Annotated in this window: 22 protein-coding genes; 6 read left to right on the forward strand and 16 right to left on the reverse strand. The window is 34.7% G+C overall.

Annotated features, from left to right (window positions below):
- Positions 1-26 precede the first annotated feature (26 nt).
- Positions 27-1,415 (forward strand): CmpA/NrtA family ABC transporter substrate-binding protein, encoded by a 1,389-nt coding sequence (locus JE46_RS06810; protein ID WP_031454512.1) that lies wholly within the window; start codon positions 27-29, stop codon positions 1,413-1,415.
- A 187-nt stretch (positions 1,416-1,602) separates the two neighbouring features.
- Positions 1,603-1,968, forward strand: a complete 366-nt coding sequence (locus JE46_RS06815; protein WP_031454513.1) for a hypothetical protein — start codon at positions 1,603-1,605, stop codon at positions 1,966-1,968.
- A gap of 153 nt (positions 1,969-2,121) precedes the next feature.
- Here JE46_RS06815 and JE46_RS06820 read toward each other — a convergent pair whose 3' ends face one another.
- From JE46_RS06820 to JE46_RS06845, 6 genes are all read right to left on the reverse strand, one after another.
- Positions 2,122-2,673 (reverse strand): chlorite dismutase family protein, encoded by a 552-nt coding sequence (locus JE46_RS06820; protein ID WP_031454514.1) that lies wholly within the window; start codon positions 2,671-2,673, stop codon positions 2,122-2,124.
- A gap of 107 nt (positions 2,674-2,780) precedes the next feature.
- Positions 2,781-3,587 (reverse strand): ABC transporter ATP-binding protein, encoded by an 807-nt coding sequence (locus JE46_RS06825; protein WP_031454515.1) that lies wholly within the window; start codon positions 3,585-3,587, stop codon positions 2,781-2,783.
- Between the two features lie 79 nt (positions 3,588-3,666).
- Positions 3,667-4,554 carry a nitrate ABC transporter permease gene (gene ntrB / locus JE46_RS06830; RefSeq protein ID WP_051872830.1) on the reverse strand — a complete coding sequence of 296 codons (888 nt, stop codon included), beginning with the start codon at positions 4,552-4,554 and terminating at the stop codon, positions 3,667-3,669.
- Positions 4,555-4,730: 176 nt separating this feature from the next.
- On the reverse strand, positions 4,731-5,942 hold the full coding sequence (locus JE46_RS06835; protein WP_031454517.1) for a CmpA/NrtA family ABC transporter substrate-binding protein: 1,212 nt from the start codon (positions 5,940-5,942) through the stop codon (positions 4,731-4,733).
- Positions 5,943-5,973: 31 nt separating this feature from the next.
- Positions 5,974-7,497 (reverse strand): alginate export family protein, encoded by a 1,524-nt coding sequence (locus JE46_RS06840; protein WP_209445150.1) that lies wholly within the window; start codon positions 7,495-7,497, stop codon positions 5,974-5,976.
- A gap of 313 nt (positions 7,498-7,810) precedes the next feature.
- On the reverse strand, positions 7,811-8,515 hold the full coding sequence (locus JE46_RS06845) for a Crp/Fnr family transcriptional regulator (RefSeq protein WP_031454519.1): 705 nt from the start codon (positions 8,513-8,515) through the stop codon (positions 7,811-7,813).
- Between the two features lie 281 nt (positions 8,516-8,796).
- Here JE46_RS06845 and JE46_RS06850 point away from each other — a divergent pair, with 281 nt between their 5' ends.
- On the forward strand, positions 8,797-12,315 hold the full coding sequence (locus JE46_RS06850) for a nitrate reductase (protein WP_031454520.1): 3,519 nt from the start codon (positions 8,797-8,799) through the stop codon (positions 12,313-12,315).
- Between the two features lie 94 nt (positions 12,316-12,409).
- Entirely contained in the window at positions 12,410-13,843 is a 1,434-nt protein-coding gene (locus JE46_RS06855) for a rubredoxin (protein ID WP_031454521.1), read from the forward strand.
- A 138-nt stretch (positions 13,844-13,981) separates the two neighbouring features.
- Here the strand turns inward: JE46_RS06855 and JE46_RS06860 are convergent, their stop codons facing one another.
- Positions 13,982-14,845, reverse strand: a complete 864-nt coding sequence (locus JE46_RS06860; protein WP_031454522.1) for an AraC family transcriptional regulator — start codon at positions 14,843-14,845, stop codon at positions 13,982-13,984.
- 97 nt (positions 14,846-14,942) lie between these two features.
- On the opposite strand from JE46_RS06860, the gene JE46_RS06865 reads away from it, so the two are divergent.
- Positions 14,943-15,305, forward strand: a complete 363-nt coding sequence (locus tag JE46_RS06865; RefSeq protein ID WP_031454523.1) for a DUF983 domain-containing protein — start codon at positions 14,943-14,945, stop codon at positions 15,303-15,305.
- Positions 15,306-15,374: 69 nt separating this feature from the next.
- The gene (gene fabD, locus JE46_RS06870) at positions 15,375-16,250 is read left to right on the forward strand and encodes an ACP S-malonyltransferase (protein ID WP_031454524.1); all 876 of its coding nucleotides are present in this window, start codon (positions 15,375-15,377) and stop codon (positions 16,248-16,250) included.
- A 135-nt stretch (positions 16,251-16,385) separates the two neighbouring features.
- On the opposite strand, the gene JE46_RS06875 is transcribed toward fabD, so the two are convergent.
- The 9 genes from JE46_RS06875 to JE46_RS06915 form a co-directional block, all read right to left on the reverse strand.
- Positions 16,386-16,919 (reverse strand): YceI family protein, encoded by a 534-nt coding sequence (locus JE46_RS06875; RefSeq protein ID WP_031454525.1) that lies wholly within the window; start codon positions 16,917-16,919, stop codon positions 16,386-16,388.
- A 253-nt stretch (positions 16,920-17,172) separates the two neighbouring features.
- On the reverse strand, positions 17,173-17,889 hold the full coding sequence (locus JE46_RS06880) for a pirin family protein (protein WP_031454526.1): 717 nt from the start codon (positions 17,887-17,889) through the stop codon (positions 17,173-17,175).
- Positions 17,890-18,089: 200 nt separating this feature from the next.
- Positions 18,090-18,449: a hypothetical protein gene (locus JE46_RS06885; protein WP_031454527.1), complete on the reverse strand. Its 360-nt coding sequence runs from the start codon at positions 18,447-18,449 to the stop codon at positions 18,090-18,092.
- Positions 18,450-18,460: 11 nt separating this feature from the next.
- The gene (locus JE46_RS06890; protein ID WP_031454528.1) at positions 18,461-19,081 is read right to left on the reverse strand and encodes a response regulator; all 621 of its coding nucleotides are present in this window, start codon (positions 19,079-19,081) and stop codon (positions 18,461-18,463) included.
- Positions 19,078-21,072, reverse strand: coding sequence for a tetratricopeptide repeat-containing sensor histidine kinase (locus tag JE46_RS06895; protein WP_031454529.1), 1,995 nt, complete (start codon positions 21,070-21,072; stop codon positions 19,078-19,080). Before JE46_RS06895 ends, JE46_RS06890 begins: the two co-directional genes overlap by 4 nt.
- A gap of 324 nt (positions 21,073-21,396) precedes the next feature.
- The gene (locus tag JE46_RS06900; protein WP_031454530.1) at positions 21,397-21,972 is read right to left on the reverse strand and encodes a Crp/Fnr family transcriptional regulator; all 576 of its coding nucleotides are present in this window, start codon (positions 21,970-21,972) and stop codon (positions 21,397-21,399) included.
- Positions 21,972-22,292 carry a DUF6370 family protein gene (locus JE46_RS06905; RefSeq protein ID WP_031454531.1) on the reverse strand — a complete coding sequence of 107 codons (321 nt, stop codon included), beginning with the start codon at positions 22,290-22,292 and terminating at the stop codon, positions 21,972-21,974. Before JE46_RS06905 ends, JE46_RS06900 begins: the two co-directional genes overlap by 1 nt.
- Positions 22,293-22,294: 2 nt before the next feature.
- Entirely contained in the window at positions 22,295-23,455 is a 1,161-nt protein-coding gene (gene purT, locus JE46_RS06910) for a formate-dependent phosphoribosylglycinamide formyltransferase (protein WP_031454532.1), read from the reverse strand.
- Positions 23,456-23,859: 404 nt separating this feature from the next.
- Positions 23,860-25,731, reverse strand: a complete 1,872-nt coding sequence (locus tag JE46_RS06915; protein ID WP_031454533.1) for a peptidase U32 family protein — start codon at positions 25,729-25,731, stop codon at positions 23,860-23,862.
- Positions 25,732-25,747: the final 16 nt, after the last annotated feature.

Raw genomic sequence — 25,747 nt, forward strand, 5'->3', positions numbered from 1 at the left:
TATTTTTTAACCAAAAATCAGCCAGTATGAAACCTACATTACTCAGATTGTCTACGCTTATTATTGTACTCTTTATTGTTTTTAGTTTTAAAGGCAAAAATACAAATAGTACATCTTTTAAATTTCTATTAACCGATCCTCCAACAACAAAAAAACTTGTTCTTGAGAAGCCAAATGTAACAATAGGATTTATTAAACTTACTGATATGGCTCCTTTGGCAATTGCAAAACATTTAGGTTTTTTTGAAGCAGAAGGCTTAAATGTAAAACTGGAAGTACAGGCCAACTGGAGAGATATTTTAGATAAAGTATTAGATCAGCAAATTGATGGTGCACAGATGCTTGCCGGACAACCCATAGCTGCTGCAGTTGGCTGTGGACGACAAGGAGCTCTTGTTACAACATTTTCTATGGATTTGAACGGAAATGCTATTACGGTTTCAAAAGATGTATGGTCAAAAATTGTGGATAGTATTCCGCAGGAATATGGCAAACCGGTACATCCAATACCTGCAAGTGCGCTTATGCCGGCTTTAAACCTTTATAAAAAACTAAACAAACCTTTTGTGATTGGAGTTGTATCTGCTTATTCAAATCATAACTATCAATTGCGCTATTGGCTTGCTGCCGCAGGAATTAATCCGGGATTTTACAGTAACAATAATATTCAGGGAAGTAAAGGAACGACAGGCGGAGATGTACTGTTGAATATAACAGCACCGCCACAAATGCCGGAAACATTACTGGCAGGGACTATAAACGCCTATTGCGTAGGAGAGCCATGGAATCAGCAGGCTGTTGATCAGGGAATTGGGGTACCGATTGTTACAAGCAGGGAAATCTGGAAAAACCATCCTGAAAAAGTATTTGTGATGACGAAGGAATTTGTCGAAAAATACCCAAATACTACAATTGCAATTACAAAAGCATTGATTAAAGCAGGAAAATGGCTGGATGACCCTGTGAACAGAAAAGAAGCAACCCGTATTCTGTCAAAATCGGCTTATGTGGACGGAGAAAAAAGAGTAATTGACAATTCGATGTTGGGAACATTTGAATTCGAAAAAGGGGATGTTAGATCTATACCTGATTTCAATGTTTTTTTTAGATACAATGCCACTTATCCTTATTATTCTGATGGGATTTGGTTTTTGACTCAAATGAAGCGCTGGGGACAAATTGCAGAACCCAAAACAAATGAATGGTATCACACTAAAATCAAAGAGGTCTACAAACCCGAAATTTGGAACACTGCCGCCAAATTATTATTAGAAGAAGGATTTTTAACAAAAGCAGAGATTCCTGTAACTGATGGCTATAAGCCTGCAACTACAGAATTTATTGATAATATGCTGTATGATGGGAAAAAACCTGTTGAATATATTAAAGGTTTTAAAATTGGAATAAAGGATTAGTTACCTATGATTGTCACTGAATATAAGAATTTTAGCTAAAAAAAATCGTTTTTATCCGAAATTTACTTATATATTTTAACCCTTTTTCTATTTCAGAAAAAGGGTATTTTTTTTGACTTACTAAAAGCATATTATATGCTTTAATTAGTTATATTTGAGCCGATTATGAACCCCAAATTCTATCCTGATGAAACCATTTTTAAAATTATCTATGTTAACCTTTTTTGTAACTCAAACGGGTATTGCTGAAAAATTAAATGATGCTTTAATTTCAAAAAATTCAGAAATAAATTTTGCAAAAACACAAAAAAGAGGAATTAAAAAAAACAACATTATTTATTATGTTGAAAATGACCTGCAAACAATATCTGCCTACAAAAGAAGCAAATTAAAATGGCAAACCAATGTAATTTCTGTTTGTGGAGAACCAAAAGTAGGGAATCCTGAAATAAGATATGTAGGATACAATACAGACAAACTACTTATCGTAATGGGAAAACACAATTTTGCAGAAATAGATGTAAATAGTGGCATGACAAAACTTATTGGTTAAAGATTTTAAAACCATATTTAAAATAACATATAAACAAAAAGAGCTTTGATTGATTTCAGAAGCTCTTTTTTTGTGCGGGTTTACGTATTTTTGAGTTTGTAATTATTTTTTTTTAAATAAAATAGCAAATAGAGACACAATTGTGCGTCTCTACTAAACTTTCTTTAATCGAATGTCAATTTCACGATTAACATAGGTCCATTCTTCTGTTTTTCTTAAAGTGTCTAAAAGTTCCTCAAAAGCTTCTGCATCAGCTGGAGCATATTCAAACCAGGTTAAAAAATCAAATGCCTCACCAATATCTCTCGAGTGGAATAATTTTCGGGCAATAGCAGGCAGGTATTTCATTCCGGATTGAGTATGCTTCGATTTGCTCTCCATTATTTTTCTGCGTTCGTCTTGCGCCAGATTCCACCAGGTTTCTGATTTTCGAATCGGAATAAAGGCTGCGAGGGTAGCATTTTTTCTCCCAAGGTCTTCCTGAATTGAAGTTAATTTGTCTTTTTCTTCTTTTTCAGTGTAACGCAAATTGCTGATAATTCCTTTAAAAGACCAGATTCCTTTTTCAGATTGACTCAAATCTCCTAAAGGAACTTTAGTCAAATGTGAAACAGATTCGATAGGATTGCCTTTGTAGGCTGTCATTGAAGTAACTTGCCATTCTCCGGAATTGTCTCCAACGAAATCAAAAATAGTACTTGTCATAGTTTCAGGATTGAGTTATTGAAATATTTTCTGTCTTCTTTTTTAATCAAAGAAATCCTTGTAATGCCATTTATTACAAGGATATGTTATTGAGAAATAAGTGAGAACTAGCTTTTATATACCATTCCCATATCTTCAATAGAGAATTTATCTGTTAACAAATGCAATAGACGATCTCTTAAATCGATATATTCAGGGGTTTTTACAATTTCAATTTTATTTCTCGGTCTTGGCAGATGTACTTCGACAATTTCGCGGATAGTAGAAGCTGGCCCGTTATTCAAAACCACAATTCTATCTGATAAAAACAACGCTTCTTCGATATCATGTGTAATCATGACGATCGTTTTTTCGCGATTGTTTAAGTTCCATAACTTTAATACTTCAAGCTGCATAGAACCTTTTGTTAAAGCATCCAAAGCACCAAATGGTTCATCCAAAAGCAATACGCCCGGATTTATAGCGAAGGCTCTTGCAATAGCAACACGCTGTTTCATTCCGCCTGAAAGCTGTCCTGGTAATTTGTCTTTGTGCTCAAAAAGATTCACCATTTTAAGGTTCTCAATTACGATGTCGTGTTTTTCTTTTTTAGAAATACTCATTACCGAATCAACAGCCTGAAAAATATTTTCTTCGACGGTTAACCAAGGCAAAAGCGAATAGTTCTGAAAAACGATTCCGCGATCCGGTCCTGGTCCTTTTATTTTTTCGTTAGCCAGTTCAACAGAACCTCCAGTTGGAGTTAACATCCCGCCAATGGCATTCATAATAGTTGATTTTCCACATCCTGAATGTCCGATAATGGAGATTATTTCTCCTTTCTGAATAGACAAATTAATATCCCGAACTGCAATGTATTTTCCTTTTGGTGTTGGGAATGATATTTCTAAATTTTTTATTTCTAAATAACTCATGATGTTTTAGTTTTAAATTTTTGAAAAGTTTCAAGTTAGAGCCTTTGCGACTTTGTTTCTAGGAACCTTTGTTGCTTCATCAGGCTTTATAAGCGACTTTACTTTCAATGAAAGTGAATAATTTATCGAAAAGAAGTCCCACAATTCCGATAATGATAATGGCTGAGATTACTTTTTCCAGGCTTAGGGCATTCCAGCTGTCCCAAACAAAAAATCCAATTCCTGCGCCACCCGAAAGCATTTCTCCGGCAACAATTACCAGCCAGGCCACACTAATACTTAAACGCAATCCGGTGATGATGTGAGGCAAACTGTATGGAATTAAAATTTTGGTTAAATAACGCATTTTTGAAAACCCAAAAGCTTTTGCTACATTTTTATGATCCTGCGGAATCGAAGCAACTCCAAAAGAAGTGTTGATTAAAGTTGACCATAATGAGGTAATGAAAACAATAAAAATAGTCGCCATTCCGGTATCTTTAAAAACAACAAGCCCAATTGGAAACCATGCCAAAGGTGAAACCGGTTTTAAAAGCTGTACAATTGGATAGAAAATTTGTTTGCAAATAGTACTGGCACCCATCAGAATTCCAATTGGAATTGCTATTAAAGATCCCAGCAAAAATCCGGTTAAAACAGTTTTTATTGAATTGAATAATTGCAATCCGATTCCTTTATCGTTTGGTCCGTAATCATAAAACGGATCGCTTAGCATTTCTTTTAAAACGGTAAAAGTTGCTAAAGGTCCAGGAAGGGCATCTTTGGTATAAATGCTGAGTAAGCTCCAAAAGCCTATAAAAACAAGAACTCCGATTCCTGCGAAGACAGTCGATTTTAATTTTCCTGCAAATTGACTGATAATCAATTTTATTTTGTCATTTTTTACGGAATCATTTGAAGTGCCTGGTGTCAAAACTTCGGCTTGACCGGAAACAGCACTTAGTGTTAAGGTATCTTTATCAGACATGATATTGTAATTTAAATTTAAAAATTAGATTTATGAATTCCCGAGTAAGTAAATTTTGCCACAGCTAAAATGATTCTAACAGATTAAAACTTTAAGTAGGCGTAAAGGATAATGCTTTAAAGACATTAAATCTGTGGCAAGAAACAAACTTATGTATGGGAATAAAAAGAACTTTATTATTTAACTGCTTTTAGGTAAGTTGCAGGGTTTGAAGGATCAAAAACCGTTTTGTCCATCGTTAAAGAGAAAGGTTTCATATCATCATTTGGTACTTTTACTTTCATGCTTTTGGCAACTTCTTCGTATAAATCCTGTAAAATCAGTTTGTCTGCAATAGCTTTGTAATTTGGAGCTTCTTTTAGCATTCCGAAACGTACATATTGTGCCATTGCCCAGATTGCATGTGATTTACGAGGATAATTTACCATTCCGCCTTTATAAAACAGCATATAATCTTTAGAATAAACCTGAGTACCCTGATTACAACCTAAATCATAATTACCCATTAATCTGTTTTCGATCACATCTGCAGGAGCGTTTACATAAGGTGCCTTTCCAATTACAGCAGCCGCTTTTTTGCGGTTGGCAGGATTGTCTAACCAGATGCAGGCTTCTAAAACAGCTTTCATTACTTTTACAAGATCGGTTCTGCGTTTTTCACTGAATTCTTTGTTTACTACCAAAGCTTTTTCAGGATGGTCTTTCCAGATGTCCTGAGATGCAACTTGTGTAAAACCAATTCCCTGTTTTACTGCAACTCCTCCCCAAGGTTCTCCAACACAAAAACCATCCATGTTTCCTACTTTCATGTTTGCAACCATTTGTGGAGGCGGAATCGTAATGATTTTTGATGTTTTTTGATTTACACCCGCAATTGCCATCCAGTTACGCAACCATAAATCGTGCGTTCCTCCCGGGAAAGTCATAGCGAAAGTCACTTCTTTCTCGGCTTTTAATTTTGCTGCCACAACCGGTGCTACTTTATTCATTTGCTTGAACCCAACTTTCCCGCAAAAATCTTTAGAAAGTGTAATCGCCTGGCCATTTACGTTAAGCATCATGGCGATTTTCATTTCAGAACCTGCTTTTCCTCCTACCCCTGTGTAAACCGAAAATGGCATTGAATACAGACAGTGCGCTCCGTCTAATTCTCCGGTTAAAATTTTATCACGAACATTTGCCCATGAAGATTCTTTGGTAACGACTACTTCAACGCCGTATTTTTTAAACAACCCCAATTCTTTTGCCATAACAATTGGCGAGCAGTCTGTTAGTGGAATAAATCCTAGTTTTACAGGGTCATTCTGAGCTGATATTTCTGTGAAGGAAGCTATAATAACTAATAATAAAGTCAATAGCATTTTTGTATTTATGAGTCCTTTTTTCATTTTAAATAGTTTTAAAAGTTATTTTATTCGATTATTTCTTTGCAAGGAAATTTGGTTTGATATTTAGCATTACATAAGCAAATTGTGGTGTTAAATCTGCATTGGCGACATTTTTAACCGGTGCAGAAGCCAATGAATTTGTTGCTTTCATGATAGAGTAACCCGCTTCAAAATTGATAATTTTAGTTAGATTGTATCTTACCGTTAAATCAACTTCGGTACCTAAATAAGAGTTTAATTTACCGCCTGCGCCATTAGTTATTTTGTTTGCCGATTCAAAACCGTGTACATCTAAAAAGAAACTTAGATTGTCTTTGGCATTGTATTTTATTTTGAAGAAATAATTTAATAAACCTTGTTTTCCGAATCCATTGGCTGCATAAAAATAATCCATACTCCCCCAGAATTTATGAGGTGTTCCGTATAGTGGATCAAAACGATTATTATCAGAAGTAGCAGTTACGGTTTTTGTTCCGTCATCACCGGATAAGTAATCAACTCCCGGACCTACAAATAATTTTCTTCCAATTTGATAAGTTGATGTAATAGATGCCATGTTTGCGCTTAAAGATCTTCCGTCCTTATCATGGCCGCCCTGGTGGTAGAAGCTTCCCGTGAAATTTAATTTTCGGGTTGCATTTACATTATAATAAATTCCGGTTGTGTTTCTGCTCCAAACACCTTCACCATTTACTTTTGTAGTTACAGCGGGTGTTCCTGAAGTTACGTTGGTGTATTTATTAAAGTCATCTTTAAAGAATAGAAAAGACAAATCACCAAAGAAGAATTTTCTACCTAAATAAGCATATTGAAATGATTTGTACATAGTTCCAATTCCGTTTGTTCCTGCGCCATAAGCTGAATTGGTTCCGTTATAAATTGTTCCGGTATTATTTTCTTTATTTTGATTGAAAGCTGCTCCAACATCTGCAATCCAGCCTTTGTTTGCATATTTAAAAACGATTGCATCGTGGCGTCTTCCTTGCTGTAACCAGTCTAAGCTTCCTAAAACTTTCTGATCATCATAAGCAATTTCCTGACGTCCTGCTTTGATGCTTAAGTTTTGAATTGTACTTAGTGTGTCTATTAATGAAATCTCTGCCCACGCTTCGTGCAATAAAATTCCGTTATTAGCTTCAGTAGTTGTTCTGTTGATAGAAGAAGCATCCTGACCCCAAACACGAACATCTTGTAATGAAGTGTAAATTTTAAAACGATATCCTGTATATCCTGCGGATAATCTTGTTCTCTGACTTGTAAATAAAGCTGCTTTATCGCCATCCTGTTGTAGTGTTCCTTGTCCGGCACGCATTTCAACTCGATTTCTTAACTGACCTGTCAGTGTAAATTGTGCTTTTGCTTCATATTGAGAAAAACATGTAATGGCAAATCCTAATAAAATTGATTTTGAGATCTTTAGGTTTGAAAAACGTTCTTTTTTTGAATTTAGACTGGTTAGTTTGATGTTGGTTAATGGTAGCATATTAATTTGTTTTTGATTTGTATGAAGCAAATTTACATACGTATTAATACTTAAGTAGTGTGCTTTTGCCATATCAGAACATTTTTTTTTAACTAAAAAAAACGTTTTAAAATCAATTTATTTGCTGTGTTATCGCATAAAATTTAAAACATCCTAGTCATATCAAGGCATTTCGAATATTATTTTTTAAAGTTTCAATTGATATTTTGACGGAATGGTGGTATAATTGAAGAGAAAAAACAATCTTTTTTAAGTGTTTTTGAGAATAAAAAGCGAAATAGCTTAGAAATAATACGTAGATTTCTACTAAGTGTCTGTAGGAACTACTTAAAAGGAAATTTGATAAAGAATGCTGTTTTAAAAAGAAGGGAGAAAACTTAGGACTTTAGAAATATTTATGTTCCATAATTTCTGATTGCAGTTTTGTAAGGGCCAATAAGCCAATTCTCTTACCAACTGTTTTTATAAGAGCTTCTTTTTTTAAGCTTGAAAGAATTCTAATTGCTTGTTCTTCAGTAGTTCCTGCGAAGTCTGCAATTTCTTTTCTGGAAAGTTCAATTTCGATTAACCCATTGGTTTGACCAAACTTACGGTGGATGTATAAAAGCAAATCAATTATACGTTCCCGAACATTCATGTGAGCAATTTTTCGAATGTTATTTTCGCTTTTGTTTAATTCATCAGCATAAAATAACATTAAGTCGTAAGTAAACTCAGGAACGTTTTGAAGTATTTCCATCATCGTTTCATTACTGAAATTGCATAGAACGGTATCTTCAAGGGCATACGCGCCAATTAAATATCGTTTACTGGTTCCAAAACCCCTGAACCCAATTGTGTCACCGTTTGTGGTGAGGCGTACAATCTGTTCACGGCCATTAATGCCTGTTTTTACGGTTTTTGCCTTACCTCTACAAATGAAGTAAAGTCCCTGAATTGGAGCGCCTTCAATGATAAACTGATGTGATTTTTTGCATACAAAACTGTGTTTTTTAGCAACATACTGCTTCATTTGCTCTAAATGCAGGTGTTTTTTTATGAAACAGTTTTCGTTTGTACAAGTATAACAAATGGCCAATTCTTCTTTCATGGGATCCCTTTTTATTTGATTTACTACTTAGTCCATAGTGAATTAGTGAAGAGTAATTAGCTTCTTATTCATGTTAATTTTATGCCTTCAGGCAACTATTCACTAGTTACTTTAGTACCGTACGATTCTGCTCCTTATTTATTTTGATTCAAAAATAGGAAAATAAATTGATAAAATAAGTATTTATACGTAAAAATACTTATTTTTGTATAGCTTTAAATAAGTGCTTTATCTAAACCTTATCAAAAGATAATAATTGTAGTATTTAAAAAATATCTAGAATGCAAAACACAAAAATCAAAACTACCTGTTCGTATTGTGGCGTTGGCTGCGGAATTATCGTTACAAATGATGCAAAAAACGGTGTAATGGTTGAAGGAGACAAAGATCATCCTGTAAACAGGGGAATGTTGTGTTCTAAAGGAATGAATTTGCATTATGTCGTTAATGATACTTCAGACAGGATTTTGTATCCGCAAATGCGCGGAAGCAAATCGTATCCTTTGGAGCGTGTTAGCTGGGATACTGCAATTGATCGTGCTGCAGCCGTTTTTTCTTCTATCATAAAAAAACACGGACCGGATAGTGTTGGTTTTTATATTTCGGGACAATGTTTAACGGAAGAATATTATCTGGTAAATAAATTAGTAAAAGGCTTTCTAAAGACCAATAATATAGATACCAATTCCAGACTTTGTATGAGTTCTGCAGTGGTAGGGTATAAAAAAACATTTGGGGAGGATTCGGTGCCAATTGCATATGATGACATCGAACTGGCAGACACATTTTTGATTACAGGTGCAAACCCTGCCTGGTGTCATCCTATTTTATTTAGAAGACTCGAAAAACACAAAGAAAATAATCCAAAAGTAAAAATCATTGTAGTTGATCCAAGAAGAACGGATACTGCTGCATTCGCCGATTTACATTTGCAGATTATTCCGGGTTCTGATATTATTTTATATCATGCGATGGCAAAACGGATTATCGAAAAAGGATATGTTGATCACGATTTTGTAAAAAATCACGCAGAAAATTTTAAAGAATACAAAGATTTAGTTTTAGGAACTTCACTGGAAAAAGCCTCAAAATTATGCGGAATTTCAGTAAACGATATTAAACTTGCCGCTGATACCATTGGAAAAGCAAAAGGATTTATCTCGTTATGGGCTATGGGATTAAATCAAAGTGCAGTTGGGGTAGATAAAAACACCGCTTTACTGAATTTATCGCTTTTAACAGGTCAGGTTGGTAAACCGGGTTCCGGACCTTTTTCACTAACAGGACAGCCTAATGCAATGGGAGGAAGAGAAGTTGGCGGAATGGCAACTTTGCTTGCAGCTCACAAAGACATTGCAAATCCGGAGCATCGAAAAGAAGTGGCTGATTTTTGGGGTGTTGACTCGATATCAGATAAACCGGGTTTAACTGCAACCGAAATGTTCGAGGCATTAGAATCAGGTAAAATGAAAGCTGTTTGGATCATCTGCACCAATCCGTTAGTAAGTTTACCTGATTCCCGTCGTATCGAAAAAGCATTGCAAAATGCCAAATTTGTTGTCGTTCAGGATATTTCGCATAATGCAGATACGGCTAAATATGCCGATTTATTATTGCCTGCAGCAGGATGGTTGGAAAAAGAGGGTACAATGACCAACTCAGAACGTCGTATTGCTTATCTCCCAAAAGGAATAAATGCCCCAGGAGAAGCCCTTCCGGACATTGAGATTTTAATTCGCTTTGCTAAAAAAATGAATTTTAACGGTTTTAATTTTAATAATGCCGAAGAGATTTACAAAGAGCATTGTGCACTGACTAAAAATACAAACATTGATATTTCATTCTTAAATTATAACCGATTAAAAACCGAAGGTACTTTTCAATGGCCGGTTCCTGATTATGGACATCCTGGGACACCGCGTCTTTTTACGGATAAAAAATTCTATACACCATCACAAAAAGCCATTTTTAATTTACCGGTATCTATAGAAAATACATCCGAACAGCCAACTCCTCAATTTCCATTTATTCTTACCACAGGAAGAGTTCGTGACCAATGGCACACTATGACAAAAACCGGGAAAGTATCACGTTTAATGACCCATACGCCAAGTCCGGTTTTAGAAATAAATCCAATTGATGCTTTTAAAGCAGATATTAAAGATGGTGATATAGTAATTGTAACGAGTAAAAACGGAGAAGTTCGCGTAAAAGCAAAAGTGACAGATTCTATCAAAGAAAAAGTGGTTTTTCTGCCCATGCACTGGGGAAAACAACTTGAAAATGATTTGAACAGAACCAATAATTTGACCAATACTTTAGTAGATCCAATTTCAAAAGAGCCTGATTTTAAATATACAACGGTTTCTATTGCCAAGTATGTAAAACCTTTTCAGAAAATTGCAATTGTAGGGGCGGGAGCCGCTGCTTTCCGTTTTATTCAGAATTATCGCGAGTTCAATTCTACTGATGAAATTATTGTTTTTTCAAATGAAGTAAATCCATTTTACAATCGTGTATTGCTTCCTGAATATATGACAGGCGAATTTTCCTGGCAGCAATTATTAAAGGTTAAGGATGGCGAAGCATTAAACAAGTTAAAAATCACCATGAATGCCGGGATTGCTGTTGGTAAAATTAATGCTGCCGAAAAATCAATAATCGACAGTAATGGCGACAGGCATTCTTACGACTCATTGATTCTGGCTACCGGAAGCCGTCCTTTTGTACCAGAAAATGCACAATTACATTTGCCTGGACGTTTTACCGTGAGACGAAAAGAAGATGCAGATCGTTTAAAAGCACACCTTGATAATACTAATTTACCTCCGGAAGAACAGCATGTAGTGATTGTTGGTGGAGGGTTGTTGGGATTAGAATTGGCAGCAGCCTTAAAACATAAAAAAGTAAAAATCACTATAATTCAAAGAGCTTCACGTTTGATGGAGCGACAGTTGGACCGTGTTTCAAGCAAATTATTGGCCGAAGAAGTTCAGCTTCGCGATATTCAAATTTATTTTGATAATGAAGTCAGTACCGTTTTTGAAACGGATAACGATAATGAGTTGGAAATAGCACTAAAAAGTGGACGTATCATTACGGCAAATGCCATTGTGTATACGATTGGAACAATCCCTAATATCGAAATCGCAAGAGAAACAGGACTTTCGTGTGGACGTGGTGTGAAGGTAAATCAGTATTTACAATCGTCAAATCCGGATATTTATGCCATTGGAGAAATAGCTGAATTCAACAACCAGTTATTCGGAATCACATCAGCCGCAGAAGAGCAGGCTGATATTCTGGCTAACTTTTTGGCTGGAGATATCAGCAGTTATTACAAAGGTTCAGTTTTAATGAACATTCTGAAATTAGAAGATATTAATTTGTGTAGTATCGGAGAAGTTGAAATTCCGGAAAACGATGATTCGTACGAAGAAATTGTTTTTTCTGATTTGAAACAGCGTTACTATAAAAAATGTATCGTTAAAAATGACTTATTGGTAGGCGCTATTTTAATGGGTGACAAAAACGAGTTTGCCGAGTTTAAAACCATGATTGAAAGCAAAATCGAATTGTCTGAGAAACGAAATTTATTGCTTAGAGGAAGTTCGAACGCCAAACCTGTTCTCGGAAAACTAGTTTGTTCCTGCAGTCAGGTTGGAGCCGGAAACATTGAAGAAACCATTAAAAGCGGAGTTAATAATTTTACGGATTTATGTAAAAACACCGGAGCCGGATTAGGCTGTGGAAGCTGTAAAACGGAGGTTAAAGAGATTTTAGCAAAGTGTAAAGTATAGTATTTTAGTTTCTTTGGTTTCAGGTTTAAAGTTTCAGGTTGCTGGAACTGCACATAAAACTTGAAACTAAAAAACTTGAAACAAAATTAAAGATATGGAATTAACGAGATTAATAGTAAAGGGAGGCGTTATTTCGCCGGGAGAACTCAGAGAAGTGGTCAATATGGCTGCGGATCAGGGTTTGGATTCGATTTCATTTGGTTCAAGACAGGATATTATTTTTCCAAAAGGCTTTAAAGCCTTGGATAAAGAAAGAATGGGAAAACATCATTTTGTTTTTCCGGATGAAAAGAGCGGTAATAATATCGTTTCTTCTTATGTGTCTACAGATATTTTTAGAAATACAAATTGGCTTACAGGAAATAAGTTTTTATATATTTTAGAACAATTTAAAGAGCAGCCAAAGCTAAAGGTAAATATCAATGACCCAAAACAACAGTTGGTTCCATTGTTTACAGGACATCTTAATTTTATTGCTTCAGAACATGAAGATTATTGGTATCTGTACATTCGTTTGCCTAAATGGCAGCGTATGGAAGTATATCCGGTATTAATTTACAGTTGGGACATTGCCACTTTTTACTACGAAATTGAACGTATAGTTACTACTGAAGAGTCTTGTGGAATCGACCTAATTTTTAGTTTGGTTACCGAAACTTTGGATACCAATAACAGAACAATTGATAAACCTCTGAATGTTCCATTTTACCCTTTTCCGTACTACGAAGGGATGAACCGAATGGGAATCGATCAGTACTGGCTTGGTTTGTACTGGAGAAACAATCTTTACGATTTAGATTTCCTAAAAGAAATGTGCGATTTATGTTTTGATTGCAAAATCGGTAAAATATGCATCACGCCCTGGAAATCATTTATTGTAAAAGGGATTCCAAAAGACCGAAAACTGGAATGGGAAAAATTTTTAGGAAAAAAAGGGATCAATGTGCGTCATTCCCTTTTAGAACTGAACTGGCATTTACCAGTAGCAATGGAATGGGCCTTGAACCTGAAAACATTTTTGGTTCGTACGCTCGATCAGTTTGATATCAGTACCTACGGATTAAATTTCGGAATATCTGAATACAATCGTGACGGACATTATTTTACTTCGATTGTAGTTGAAAAAAATGATTTACCCAAAGATCTGGAGTCGATTAAGATTCGTGATACTTACAATGTGTTGTATGCGAAGAATTTTGATCCGAATACACGAGAATATATTGTACATTCACAAGATATAGACAAACTGGAGCTGCCAACAATTTTGATTGAATTAAGCCGAAAATATTTTGAAGAGCTAGGAAATTCAATTCCTGAAACAGTCGAAAAAAATCAGAAAAAAGAAAAACCACAATTGGATATTTACCAATGTCAGGAATGCCTTTCGCTCTATAATCCTGAGTATGGCGATGAAAGCCAGAATATTCCAAAAGGTATTTTATTCACAGATTTAGCCGAAACCTATTGCTGCTCCTTATGCGAAGCACCTAAAAGCAACTTTAAAATTTTAGAAACCGTTACTGTATAGATTTTAAACAATATAAGTTATATAAGAAAATTTAGGTTTTAATATTCTTTCACATACAGGGAGCTCAAAATGCATTTTTCGCAATAAATATGAGCACGACTTTAAATGAACTTATATCACTTATATGGTTTAAATTTTTTAATTTTTCAATTCCCGAAAAGCAGTTGGAGAAAGCCCGGTTTGTTTTTTGAAAACCCTTGAAAAATAAGAGTAATCATCATAGCCAATAGCCGATGCAACTTCGTTTACAGCGAGTTGTTTATCTGTCAGCATTCGTTTGATTTCAAGAATCACCCGGTCCATAATAACTTCTGTAGCTGTCTTTTGTAAAATTTCATTACAAATCCGGTTGAGGTGTTTCAGGGTGATATTTAATTTGTCTGCATAAAAAGAAGGCAATTTTTCTTCTTTAAAATGCTCTTCCAAAAGCTTTTCAAAAGTGTTTATTTTGATGTTGTACGAATGTGCCTGATGTGAATAAGTTTCACTGTATTTTCGGGCAATTTCAATGTGAATGCAATCCAGTAAATTCAGCATTTTATCCAGCTGGAAATTATTATGCTGACTATTTTCTTCAATCAAAAGATTGAAATAAGGCAAAATTTTAGGTGTTTCACTGTCTTCAAAAAGCATTTCCGGACGGTTGTGAATCGAATGATAAAAGTTGTAATTATTGATGTTTTTCTGCCCGAAGTATAAATTATAAAGTTCCTGCGAAAATATAATCACAAAGCCTTCAATATCTTCAGACAAACTCCAATGATGCATTTGTCCAGGCTGCAAGACGAATAAACTACCTTTCTTAATTTCAAAACGGTCAAAGTCAATTTCATGTATTCCTGAGCCATCCGTAAAAAACACCATCAGATACGAATCATGGCGGTGCGGTTCTTCTACAAAACTGTGACTTTTTAAATGCTCCTTAAACGTATTCACATAAAATTCACGATGAATATCATTACAGCTAAAATTTCCCACACTATAAACCGGATATTTTTTCATGATAGAAATGTCTTTATTGTGCTATAAGTAGCGAAGATATAAAAAAGGTTTTGAAAGAATCTGATTTACCTTTGTATAAATATAAAACAACAATATCATGTCTAGTGCATTAACTCATATTTTAAGCAACGAATGTCCGGTTTGTCATAAAGGAAAAGTTTTTAAAGACAAGAATATTTTCCTGAATTTTGGTTTTCCAAAAATGAATGAAACCTGCAGTCACTGTCATTATAAATTTCAAAAAGAGCCAGGTTTTTTCTTTGGCGCCATGTATGTAAATTATGGTCTGACAGTAGCTCAGGGAATTGCAACGTACTGTATCGCTCAGTTTTTCTTTGAAAACACATTCGATTTAAGAATCATTCCAATTATTGCCGTTGTCATTATCCTGTTGACTTCTTTTAATCTCCGATTCTCAAGATTAGCGTGGATTTATATGTTTAAGGATTATACGAGCTAAAAAAATACTATTTTTGCCTTTCAATTGAAGCTAATTTCAATTCCAAAAAATAAAAAACAAATTAGACAAATGAAAGCATACGTATTTCCGGGTCAGGGTGCTCAATTCACAGGAATGGGTAAAGACTTATATGAAACATCTCCATTGGCAAAAGAACTATTCGAAAAAGCAAATGAGATTTTAGGTTTCAGAATTACAGATATCATGTTTGAAGGCACTGCCGAAGAACTGAAAGAAACAAAAGTAACACAGCCGGCCGTATTTTTACACTCGGTAATTTTAGCTAAAACTTTAGGTGATGATTTTAAACCTGAAATGGTAGCAGGACATTCTTTAGGAGAATTTTCAGCTTTGGTTGCCAACGGAACTTTATCTTTTGAAGATGGTCTGAAATTGGTTTCACAACGTGCTTTAGCAATGCAAAAAGCCTGCGAAATCACCCCTTCTACAATGGCTGCAGTTTTAGGACTTGCCGATAATATTGTAGAAGAAGTTTGTGCTTCTATTGACGGAGTTGTGGTTGCGGCAAATTATAACTGCCCTGGACAATTGGTAATTTCAGGAGAAACTTCAGCGGTTGAAAAAGCCTGTGAAGCGATGAAAGCTGCAGGAGCAAAACGCGCTTTAATTTTGCCTGTTGGAGGTGCTTTTCACTCGCCAATGATGGAACCTGCAAGAGAAGAACTGGCAGCAGCTATTGAAGCGACTACTTTTTCTACTCCAATTTGTCCGGTATACCAAAACGTAACGGCAAATGCGGTTTCTGATGCCAGCGAAATTAAAAAGAACCTAATCATCCAATTGACTGCTCCTGTAAAATGGACACAATCTGTACAGCAAATGATCGCTGACGGCGCTACATTATTCACAGAAGTTGGACCTGGAAAAGTATTAGCAGGTTTAATCAATAAAATAGACAAAGAAGCTGCTACAGCAAATGCTTAAAATTTAGTTTTAAATCCCTGATATTTTGTTGGGTTAAAATAAACAACCCTTCTTAGACCAAATAGTTTAAGAAGGGTTTTATGTAAATATTTAGCTGACTTAATAAAAATAAAAAATCAAAAGAATAAATAATAATTAAGCCTGTTTCGCAAATTGTAATTCGATGTTTAGTTTCACTTCTTCGCCAACTAAAACACCACCGGTTTCAAGCGCAGAGTTCCAGTTCAAGCCCCAGTCTTTACGGTTTATTTTCCCTTCAATGCTCAAACCTACTTTTGTATTTCCCCATGGATCAGTCAGGATTCCACTAAATTCTACCGGAAAAGTTACTGTTTTAGAAATACCTTTAATGTTTAAATCACCCGTGATTTCGTAGCTTCCTTCATTAATTTTTTTAAACGCTGAAGCTTTAAAAGTTAATTTTGGATGATTTTCTGCATCAAAGAAATCACCGCTTCTTAAATGCCCGTCTCTATCTGCATTTGCTGTGTCGATTGAAGCGATATCACCTGAAAATTCAATCGCTGCATTTTCGAAATTATCACCTTCTGTAGTGATTGTTGCATCATAAGTTCCAAATTTTCCTGAAACATTAGTAAACATCATGTGTTTTACTTTAAAACCAATTTCTGAGTGAGTTGGGTCAATTGACCATTTTGTAGTTGCCATAATTTTATTTTTTAAATAATTAATTTATTTCATTTTGATAGGACAAAGTTACAGCCACACTACTCAAATGACACTTAACCTAGATTAAGAAATAAAATCTGATTTTTAGGCTGTACAGACCAGAACTAAGCCTATTTGTAAAGTTAACCTTTCTTTTTAGTTTTTCAAGAAAGCAAAAAAAAGAAACGATAACAATCTGACTAACAGATCTATTATCGTTTCACGGTACAGGTATTATTTTTTTCTTACTGAATTAATAATTCATAGGAATGTCCATCAATAAAAATTCGGCATCTGTATTGGCCTTAATGCTTAAAGTATCAGTTCCTGAAATTCCAACCGCATCACGGGTGTTTAATTCCTGCCCGTTGATGGTTACGTTTCCTTTTAGGATGAAAGCATAAACGCCGTTTCCTTCTTTTTTGATTTTATATTCGGCTGAAGTTCCAGCGTCAAAATTACCCATGTTAAACCACGCGTCCTGGTGAATCCAAACTCCCTCGTCATCTGCATTTGGAGACAAAATCTGAGACAATTTATTGTGTCTGTCCGCAACATCGAGAGTAATTTGCTGATAACGCGGCTCTACATTCCTTTTATTTGGAAACAGCCAGATTTGCAATAATTTAGTCTGCTGATCTGCATTCGGGTTAAACTCACTATGCTGAATTCCGGTTCCGGCACTCATCACCTGAACATCGCCATTTTTAATGATTTCAGTATTCCCCATACTGTCTTTGTGAGCCAAATCTCCTTCCAACGGAATGGTAATAATTTCCATATTATCGTGCGGGTGTGTTCCAAATCCCATTCCGCCGGCAATTGTATCATCGTTCAAAACACGAAGTGCTCCAAACTGAATTCTGTCCGGATTGTACCAGCTTGCAAAACTGAAGCTGTGATAAGCGTTCAACCATCCGTGATTTGCATTTCCTCTTGTTTCTGCTTTGTGCAATACTATATTTTCCATGATTTTGTGTATTTGTTATTTTTATAGTACAAATTTACGATGGTAGTAAGTAAAACGTACTTAATGTAGATTAAGAAGTTTGTGAAGAGGTTCAATACCAAAGTTGCTGAGGTCCTTAATGAAATATAACCATATTGTTTGTCATAAAATGACAAGATTTTGATGAATATTATGCTGAAAGCTTGTAGAAAGAATTTAAATTATTTTATTTTAATGAATTTTCCTTTCCCTGAAGCAATGTCAAGATAATTCCCGCCGTCTTTCTTATTATGAATAGAAAATTGAATAGTATCTTTTGTTATTTGATTTTTAAAAATACTTACGATTAAATCTGGATTGATAAAGTTATCTAATACAATTATACTTTTGTATGAGACTTTACCTTTAGGTATAAACTTATTGTCAAAAGCATAAATACTGTCATTAAAAGTAATTTTATTTTTCTGGATATTGTAATATTCATTTTCTACAATACAATTATAACTGCCTTTGAGCTTATCGGTTTCCTGATTGCCAAAATTTATAAAAAAGAAAGTAATTATAAAAAAGAAAGATTTCATGTTTTAGATGTCTACTTTTTACTATTCTGCATTGCCCAAATCAGTAATGCATTTTTTTCTTTAGGCAAACCTAATTTATCGATTATTTTACTTCTGTGGCCTTCAACTGTTTTTTCAGATAAAAATAATAACTCTGCAATTTGTTTTGTAGTTTTTTGCTGTATAATAAGTTCAATAATTTTCCTTTCAGATAATGTCAGGTATGCCAGTTCATTATTATCATTAGGAGTATCTGTGATTAAATCATCTTTCAAAAAAGTACTGATATATTGATGCCCCTTTTTTACTTCCTGGAGGCATTTTTCTAATTCGGTTTGGGCATGTTCTTTTAAAATATAACCATAAATGCCATATTCTTTTGCCTTTTTATATATCGTCATTTCTTTGTGCATAGTCAGCAAAATAATTTTGGTTTTCAGTTTACTTTCCTGTATGCTCTTGGCAATGTCAAGTCCGTCGAGACCAGGCATGTTAATATCTAAGATAGCAATATCCGGCATGTGAAGTTTGATTAAATTTAATGCTGAAATACCATTAGAGCAGGTATCTTCGACTCTATAACCATAAGATTCAACAAAACTTTTTGTACCCATAAGGGTAAACGGATGATCATCTGCAATTAATATTCTCATTGATTCTTTTTTATTTCGATAGTAATTATTGTACCGTTTGCATTTGATGTGATAATAGCCTGTCCGTCAATTGCCCTGCTTCGTTCAATAATATTATGTAAGCCAAAGGAGGATTTACTGCTTAAGGTATCTTCTACATTAAATCCTTTACCATTGTCTTTGATTTCAATGATAATACTGTTTTCGTTTTCGGTTATAGAAATTTTAGCAGCAATTGCATCAGCATATTTTATGATATTGGAAAGTGCTTCCTGAACAATACGATAAATTTGCAATTCATGCGAAGAAGATAAAACAGAATCATATTCAATCTCGGCCGTAACCATGAAATTATTGACAGATTGTGCTCTTTCTACCATTTGGTTAATACTTTCTTTTAATCCAATTTTATCGAACATTATGGGGTGTAAATTTCTGCTGATACTTCGAATATCATTGATAATAGCATCAATTTTTTGATTGGTAATTTCTGTTTTTTCTTCAATGGAGTTTTTTAAACTCAGTAGTTCGTGGCTTACACTGTCATGTAAATCGCTTGCAATTCGCTTACGTTCTTCTTCTGTTTTTTCAAGGAGTTGTTTGGTGTATAATTGGGCACTTTGCTTTTCTAAACGTAACTTTTTTTGTTTTTGCGTCAGGTTAAATACGAAGTTTATAAGCAGTATCCCCAGCAGGCTGGCACATAAAAGCGCAATTGTAGTGTTTTTGTTTGTTATGGTCTGTTCTTTTATTTTTAGTTCCTGTGCTTTTTTTTCAGTTTGATATTTTTTTTCGAGTTCTACTGTTTTTACCCTTGTAATTATGCTGCCTATACTATCAGCAATAATTTTCTTTTGTGCCTCATAAGCTAAAGCGCTTTTATAATCTTTATTTTGAATCGCATTGTTTTGTAATACCCCATAAAACATATTGACTTTTTCATATTGCTGGTTGCTGATTAGAGTGGGTAATGTTTTTTTTATATCTGCAAAATAGGAATAATTTGGATTCTTTTTTATCTCATACAAAGCAGTTGTTACTTTATATTCCTGAGTTAAATCATCAGAATCTATTTCTTCAACAACAGGTTTTAAGTCGTTTAGTATCTTTTTGGCTTCTAATAATTTATTTTCATGAATTAAATTTTCGGCCTTAAAATCAAATATTTTTATTTTTAATATTTTACTTTCATCTTTACTAGTGATAAAAGCCTGATAAACAGAGTCAATCAAAGGTCTTTGGCGCTTATCTTTTAAGTACTCGTATATCGAAATTTTATTAATCAAACCGATATAGACATTATAGGTATTGTCTATTTTTTTATAAGCTTGTATTGCTTTGTCCGCATTTTGAATAGCTCTTTTTTTATCACCAATAGCAGTATATATGTTAGCATAATTCGAATAAACAAAAGCCAAACCTTTAGGATTATCTATTTTGCTGAAATATTCAAAAGATTTCTGATTGGCAAGCAAACTTAAATTTTGCTTCCCCATAATATAATAAATATAAGACAAATCGTAGTAAGCTCTGGCAATATTGTAACAGCTATTATAGTCGTCAGGTTCTAATGTAGTAATCTTTTTAAAGTACTCACATGCCTTTTTTAAATTATATTTGTCGAAATAATAATTGGCCAGATAAGCATCCACAAAAGTTGTTTTTAATGCAGGGACTTTTTCTCTGTATTTGGAATCAAATTCTCTGACAGTAGCCATAAAACGATCGTTGAAATCGTAAGAATCTGCGAGATAGACACAAGATATATCTAAAACGTCTGCTGCATTTGCGTATTTCTTTTCTTTTATTTTTTGATTGTAATAATTGTGTAGAACGACCAAATAGTTATCATTTTTTTTATAGTTTTCAACTTTACGTAGCCAGGATTTAGTAGGGTCTTCTTTCGCAGGCTTTTCTTTAGTAAAAACAACTTCGTTTTCATTCTTATCTCTACAGCCTGAAAAAAGTATTAATATTGCAATTAACAGACTGCTTACAAATGGATTGTTCATTTCAGATATATTTTCGACAAATGTATCTATTTCTAATAAACTTCAATATCAGAAAGAAAATTTAAGGGTTTACCCTTGTATAATTTTATTTTTTTAACGCGTCAATTTTGTCTCTCACATTTTATCTGTTTTAAAGTGCTTATACTTGATTTTTCTAAAAAAGGTTTATAACCTGGTAAAATTATCCTCAAACGGTTTAGAAAAAACAGTAAAATTTTTGAAAAGTAGTTTTAAGAAGATTCAAAATAATGAATTAGTTTAAAAGCTCTGAAAATCAATTTAAAATGATTTTCAGAGCTTTTTGTTTTTTTTAGATAAGTGAACTTATTTTTTTAAAAGTCGAGCTTTCATTTTACTGAAAAATTCCGGTGTTACTCCAATGAAAGAGGCGATTTGTTTTTGAGGAACTTTGTGAACCAATGTTCCGTATTTTTTAGTAAATTTTTCAAATCGTTCTTCGGCAGGCAAACTTAAATTGTCCATCAATCGCTGTTGATTGGCAACTAACGAATTTTCAATTAAAATTCTAAAAAAACGTTCCAGTTTTGGAATTTCAAAGAACAATTGCTCCTGATTTTCTTTGGATAAAGAAACCACTTCAGCTTCCTCCAAAACCTCTATAAAAAGCTGCCCCGGTTTTTGCGAAAAATAACTGTACATATCACTCATCCACCAGCCTTCGCAAGCAAAGGAAAGCACATGTTCTACAATATTATCGTTGATATTGAAGCTTCTTAAAATTCCCGAATTTACAAAATACGAATGTTTGCAGATTTCGCCGGCGTTCAGTAAAATCGTTTTGGTTTTGTAAGTGTTTGTTTCTAATTTAGATAAAAAAAGTTCCTGTTCTTCCTGAGTCAGTGAAACATGTTTGGCAATATTTTCAAGAATCAATGCCATTATTTTTTATCTTCTATTAGCTTAAATGAAGTTGCTTTAAATCTGTCACCCACTATTTCTCCAGTAACAGCAGCTTTGCTGATCGCATTGCAAAAACCTTTTTCTGAATGTGCATCTCCGTGATCGTGAATCGTTGTTCCATCCACAAAATAGCTTTTTTCGTCAATGCGAACTGCTAAATCACAGCTTTTGCCTTTCATTCCAAATTGGCATTCACCGCAGGAAGCTTCTACAATGGTTGGTTCGTCAAATTTCTTTTTGTTTTGAGCTTGTACAGCGATTCCAATGAAAAGGAACGTCGCCAATAATATATTTTTCATAGTTAAGAATTTACAGTTATTAATTTTGCTGTTTCTTTGGCACGTTCTGTTACTTCGTTTATTGGAGTTGAAAGTGAATCGTGGCTTAAAACTATACCCATTCTTCGATAAGGTCTTGATGTTGGTTTACCGAAAATTCTGAAATCGGTTTTCGGTAAAGCTGCTACTTTTTCGATTCCGCTAAAAGTTGGATTTGTAGAATCTTCGGATGCTAAAATTACAGCGCTTGCTCCGGCTTTTTCTAAAGTGATTTCGAAAATTGGAAGACTTAAAATGGCTCGTAAATGCAATTCGAATTCGTTGAAATTTTGTGTTCCTGCTAAAGTTACCATTCCCGTGTCATGCGGGCGAGGAGAAAGTTCCGAGAAATAAACGCCTTCATTCGTCAGAAAAAATTCAACACCAAAAAGTCCGGCTCCGCCAAGGGCTTCTGTAATTTTTTCGGCCATATCCTGCGCTTCATGCAAATCTTTTTCTGAAACCTGAGCAGGCTGCCAGCTTTCCTGATAATCTCCTCTTTCCTGTCTGTGGCCAATTGGCGAACAGAATAGAGTTGGATTATTATTTTGAGTAATCGTTAAAAGGGTAATTTCAGAATGGAAATCTACAAAAGCTTCTACAATAACTTCAATTACATCGCCGCGTGAACCAGCAACGGCATATTCCCATGCTTTTAAAATATCTTCCTGAGATTTTATAGTCGATTGTCCTTTTCCAGATGAAGACATTAAAGGTTTTACCACACACGGAATTCCAACTTCCTGAACGGCTTTTTGCAGTTCTTCTGCGGAAGTTGCGTATTGGTATTTTGCTGTTTTTAATCCAAGTTCTTTTGCAGCTAAATCCCGGATTGCTTTACGATTCATGGTAAAGTTTGCCGCTTTCGCTGAAGGAACAACAGTAATGCCTTGCTTTTCGTAATCGTAAAAACGTTCGGTGCGAATGGCTTCTATTTCTGGAACTATAAAATCGGGTTTATGTTTGGCTACAATTTGGTCAAGAGCTTCGCCGTCAAGCATATTAATGATCTCAAAACCATGCGCAACCTGCATCGCCGGGGCATTTTCGTAACTGTCAACAGCGATTATAGTTTGTCCGATTCGTTGCGCGGCAATGACAAATTCTTTGCCTAATTCACCTGAACCGAGGAGGAGTATTTTCATTTTGGAGTAGTGTATTGTTGAAGTAGTAAAAGTAGCGAAAAATGTTTTTAACCGCAAAGTTCGTTAAGTTTTTGCTTTTAAATTAGAAGAAAGTTACGGGGAGAGTTTTCTCGCAGATTTTGGAGATTTGGCAGATTTAATTTAACTGGGAATTTAATTTTTGGATAAAGTAACCATACAGTTTGTCATTTCGAGGAACGAGAAATCTCCGCAAGTAGCTCCGTACAGAATGTAGTCAATCTTTGTAGAGTTCCTAATGAAGATTTCTCGTTCCTCGAAATGACAAGATTGTGGGTAGTAGGAAATGAAATGGAACAAAAGATTGTAGCGGAAAGCCCAACCCGGAGGGATACTTCCAAAATACAAAACCGATACTTCTTTTAAAAAGCATCGGTTTTGTATTTTTAATGAAAATGATCTTCTTCAATTTCAAATTCGGCATCTTTTTCCCAGATTTCCATTTCGCAGGGTTTGCAGTTGAATTTTAGTTTGTATTCTAACTCGCCCTGTTTTAAAACTAATGGCTCTTTTACCTTAACACCTACAATATCTTTTTGGTGTATCGGACATTTTTTTAATTCGTATTTGATGCAATATTTTGTGGTCATTACACGGGATTTTCCTGGATCCCATTGTAATTCGAATGCTTTTTCAATTTCGGTAACACCGTGGCGTTCGTAGAATTTACGAGCAGTTTTGTTTGAAACGTTGTACATAAAATCCAGTTTGGTTTCAGGATATGGATGTGACGTTTTTACCAATTGGTGTTCCTCACGAACGTAATTTGCCAGACGAATTTCTGATAACTGATCGAAAACATTTCTTCTCATTTCGTTGATTTTTGAAATAGGAAGGAACCAGTTTTGAGAGAACATTACGTTGATTTCATCGGCGCTGTAAGGTGTAAAACCCGTTTTTGCCAATTGTACTTTGATGTTTTCTTCTATTGATTCGCCGGTTTTAGTCTGTTCTTTTGAATGTTCTAATTTTACGGTGCTTACGTTTCCGTCTTCGTCGGTTGCGATTAATTCAAAACCGTTTTCGTTTTCGGTAAGCAATAAAGTAGTTCCAATTTTACGGATGGCGCTGTCTTCTCTTTCAACAATTTTGATGAAAGCTGTATCGTTGTTTCGGTAAATAAAAGTTCCGTCTTTGATTTCTTTTAAAACGTTTGGATATACTTTTCCGTTCTCTGCTTTGTTTACGTAAATTCCGTCGGCTTCATTATTTTCGTTGATGAAACAAAGTCCGTCGCCGTTGTTTAGCAATTCACCGTTTTCGATTTCGTAAGCATTTCCAACAGTTCGGATTAATTTACCAATATATTGACCTTTTGATTTTGGACTTTCCCAGGAACCAATGCTGGCGTGTCTTTCGTTTACGAAATAATCGGTATAACCACGATTGAAGGTTCTGTTTAAAGTAGAATCGAAAGTATACGTACATTTTCCGGAAGAAGCTTTGGTATATTTATCGCTGCCTTCTAAATAGCTGTCTAATTTCTGACGAAGATAAGACACGTTATTTTTTACGTAAGCCACATCTTTAAGGCGACCTTCGATTTTAAAAGATACAATTCCGGCTTCAATTAAATTCGGGATTTGATCTGAAACATCTAAATCTTTAATCGAAAGCAAGTGACTGTTTTTGATTAAAGTTTCTCCGTTTCCGTCGATTAAGTTATAGGGTAAACGGCAGTTTTGAGCACAGGAACCACGATTGGCGCTGCGTTCTCCGTTTGCCACACTCATATAACAATTTCCGCTGAAGGATACACATAATGCACCCGTTACGAAAAACTCTAATTCAACATCAGCTTCGTCGTAGATTGTTTTAATTTGATGCAGGTTTAATTCGCGTGCTAAAACCACACGTTTAATTCCGGCATCTTTTAGGAATTTGATTTTGTCTGCGTCACGGTTATTGGCTTGTGTACTGGCATGAAGTACGATAGGAGGCAAGTCCATTTCCATAATTGCCATATCCTGAATAATCAGGGCATCGACACCAATATCGTATAATTCCCAAATCATCGAGCGACACGTTTCTAATTCGTTGTCGTACAAAATGGTATTCATTACCACAAAAACCTGAGCGTTAAATAAGTGTGCATATTTTACTAAAGCAGCAACATCTTCGATTGAGTTGTTGGCATTAGAACGTGCTCCAAATTGTGGCGCACCAATATATACTGCATCTGCACCGCTGTTTATAGCTGCCATTCCGCCAATTAAATCTCTGGCCGGAGCTAATATTTCAATCTTCTTCTTCTTCATTTTTAAAACTTTAGGT

The organism is Flavobacterium chungangense LMG 26729, assembly GCF_000735715.2.
Classification (GTDB): domain Bacteria; phylum Bacteroidota; class Bacteroidia; order Flavobacteriales; family Flavobacteriaceae; genus Flavobacterium; species Flavobacterium chungangense.

Excerpts from the sequence above, each read along its gene's own strand:
- JE46_RS06880 (WP_031454526.1), bottom strand. The coding sequence starts at position 17,889 with ATGGAAAATATAGTATTGCACAAAGCAGAAACAAGAGGAAATGCAAAT.
- JE46_RS06815 (WP_031454513.1), top strand. The coding sequence starts at position 1,603 with ATGAAACCATTTTTAAAATTATCTATGTTAACCTTTTTTGTAACTCAA.
- JE46_RS06895 (WP_031454529.1), bottom strand. The coding sequence starts at position 21,072 with ATGAACAATCCATTTGTAAGCAGTCTGTTAATTGCAATATTAATACTT.
- JE46_RS06855 (WP_031454521.1), top strand. The coding sequence starts at position 12,410 with ATGGAATTAACGAGATTAATAGTAAAGGGAGGCGTTATTTCGCCGGGA.
- JE46_RS06810 (WP_031454512.1), top strand. The coding sequence starts at position 27 with ATGAAACCTACATTACTCAGATTGTCTACGCTTATTATTGTACTCTTT.
- purT (WP_031454532.1), bottom strand. The coding sequence starts at position 23,455 with ATGAAAATACTCCTCCTCGGTTCAGGTGAATTAGGCAAAGAATTTGTC.
- JE46_RS06915 (WP_031454533.1), bottom strand. The coding sequence starts at position 25,731 with ATGAAGAAGAAGAAGATTGAAATATTAGCTCCGGCCAGAGATTTAATT.
- JE46_RS06890 (WP_031454528.1), bottom strand. The coding sequence starts at position 19,081 with ATGAGAATATTAATTGCAGATGATCATCCGTTTACCCTTATGGGTACA.
- JE46_RS06820 (WP_031454514.1), bottom strand. The coding sequence starts at position 2,673 with ATGACAAGTACTATTTTTGATTTCGTTGGAGACAATTCCGGAGAATGG.
- JE46_RS06850 (WP_031454520.1), top strand. The coding sequence starts at position 8,797 with ATGCAAAACACAAAAATCAAAACTACCTGTTCGTATTGTGGCGTTGGC.
- fabD (WP_031454524.1), top strand. The coding sequence starts at position 15,375 with ATGAAAGCATACGTATTTCCGGGTCAGGGTGCTCAATTCACAGGAATG.
- JE46_RS06825 (WP_031454515.1), bottom strand. The coding sequence starts at position 3,587 with ATGAGTTATTTAGAAATAAAAAATTTAGAAATATCATTCCCAACACCA.
- JE46_RS06840 (WP_209445150.1), bottom strand. The coding sequence starts at position 7,497 with ATGGCAAAAGCACACTACTTAAGTATTAATACGTATGTAAATTTGCTT.
- JE46_RS06835 (WP_031454517.1), bottom strand. The coding sequence starts at position 5,942 with ATGAAAAAAGGACTCATAAATACAAAAATGCTATTGACTTTATTATTA.
- JE46_RS06905 (WP_031454531.1), bottom strand. The coding sequence starts at position 22,292 with ATGAAAAATATATTATTGGCGACGTTCCTTTTCATTGGAATCGCTGTA.
- JE46_RS06875 (WP_031454525.1), bottom strand. The coding sequence starts at position 16,919 with ATGGCAACTACAAAATGGTCAATTGACCCAACTCACTCAGAAATTGGT.
- JE46_RS06865 (WP_031454523.1), top strand. The coding sequence starts at position 14,943 with ATGTCTAGTGCATTAACTCATATTTTAAGCAACGAATGTCCGGTTTGT.
- ntrB (WP_051872830.1), bottom strand. The coding sequence starts at position 4,554 with ATGTCTGATAAAGATACCTTAACACTAAGTGCTGTTTCCGGTCAAGCC.
- JE46_RS06900 (WP_031454530.1), bottom strand. The coding sequence starts at position 21,972 with ATGGCATTGATTCTTGAAAATATTGCCAAACATGTTTCACTGACTCAG.
- JE46_RS06845 (WP_031454519.1), bottom strand. The coding sequence starts at position 8,515 with ATGAAAGAAGAATTGGCCATTTGTTATACTTGTACAAACGAAAACTGT.
- JE46_RS06885 (WP_031454527.1), bottom strand. The coding sequence starts at position 18,449 with ATGAAATCTTTCTTTTTTATAATTACTTTCTTTTTTATAAATTTTGGC.
- JE46_RS06860 (WP_031454522.1), bottom strand. The coding sequence starts at position 14,845 with ATGAAAAAATATCCGGTTTATAGTGTGGGAAATTTTAGCTGTAATGAT.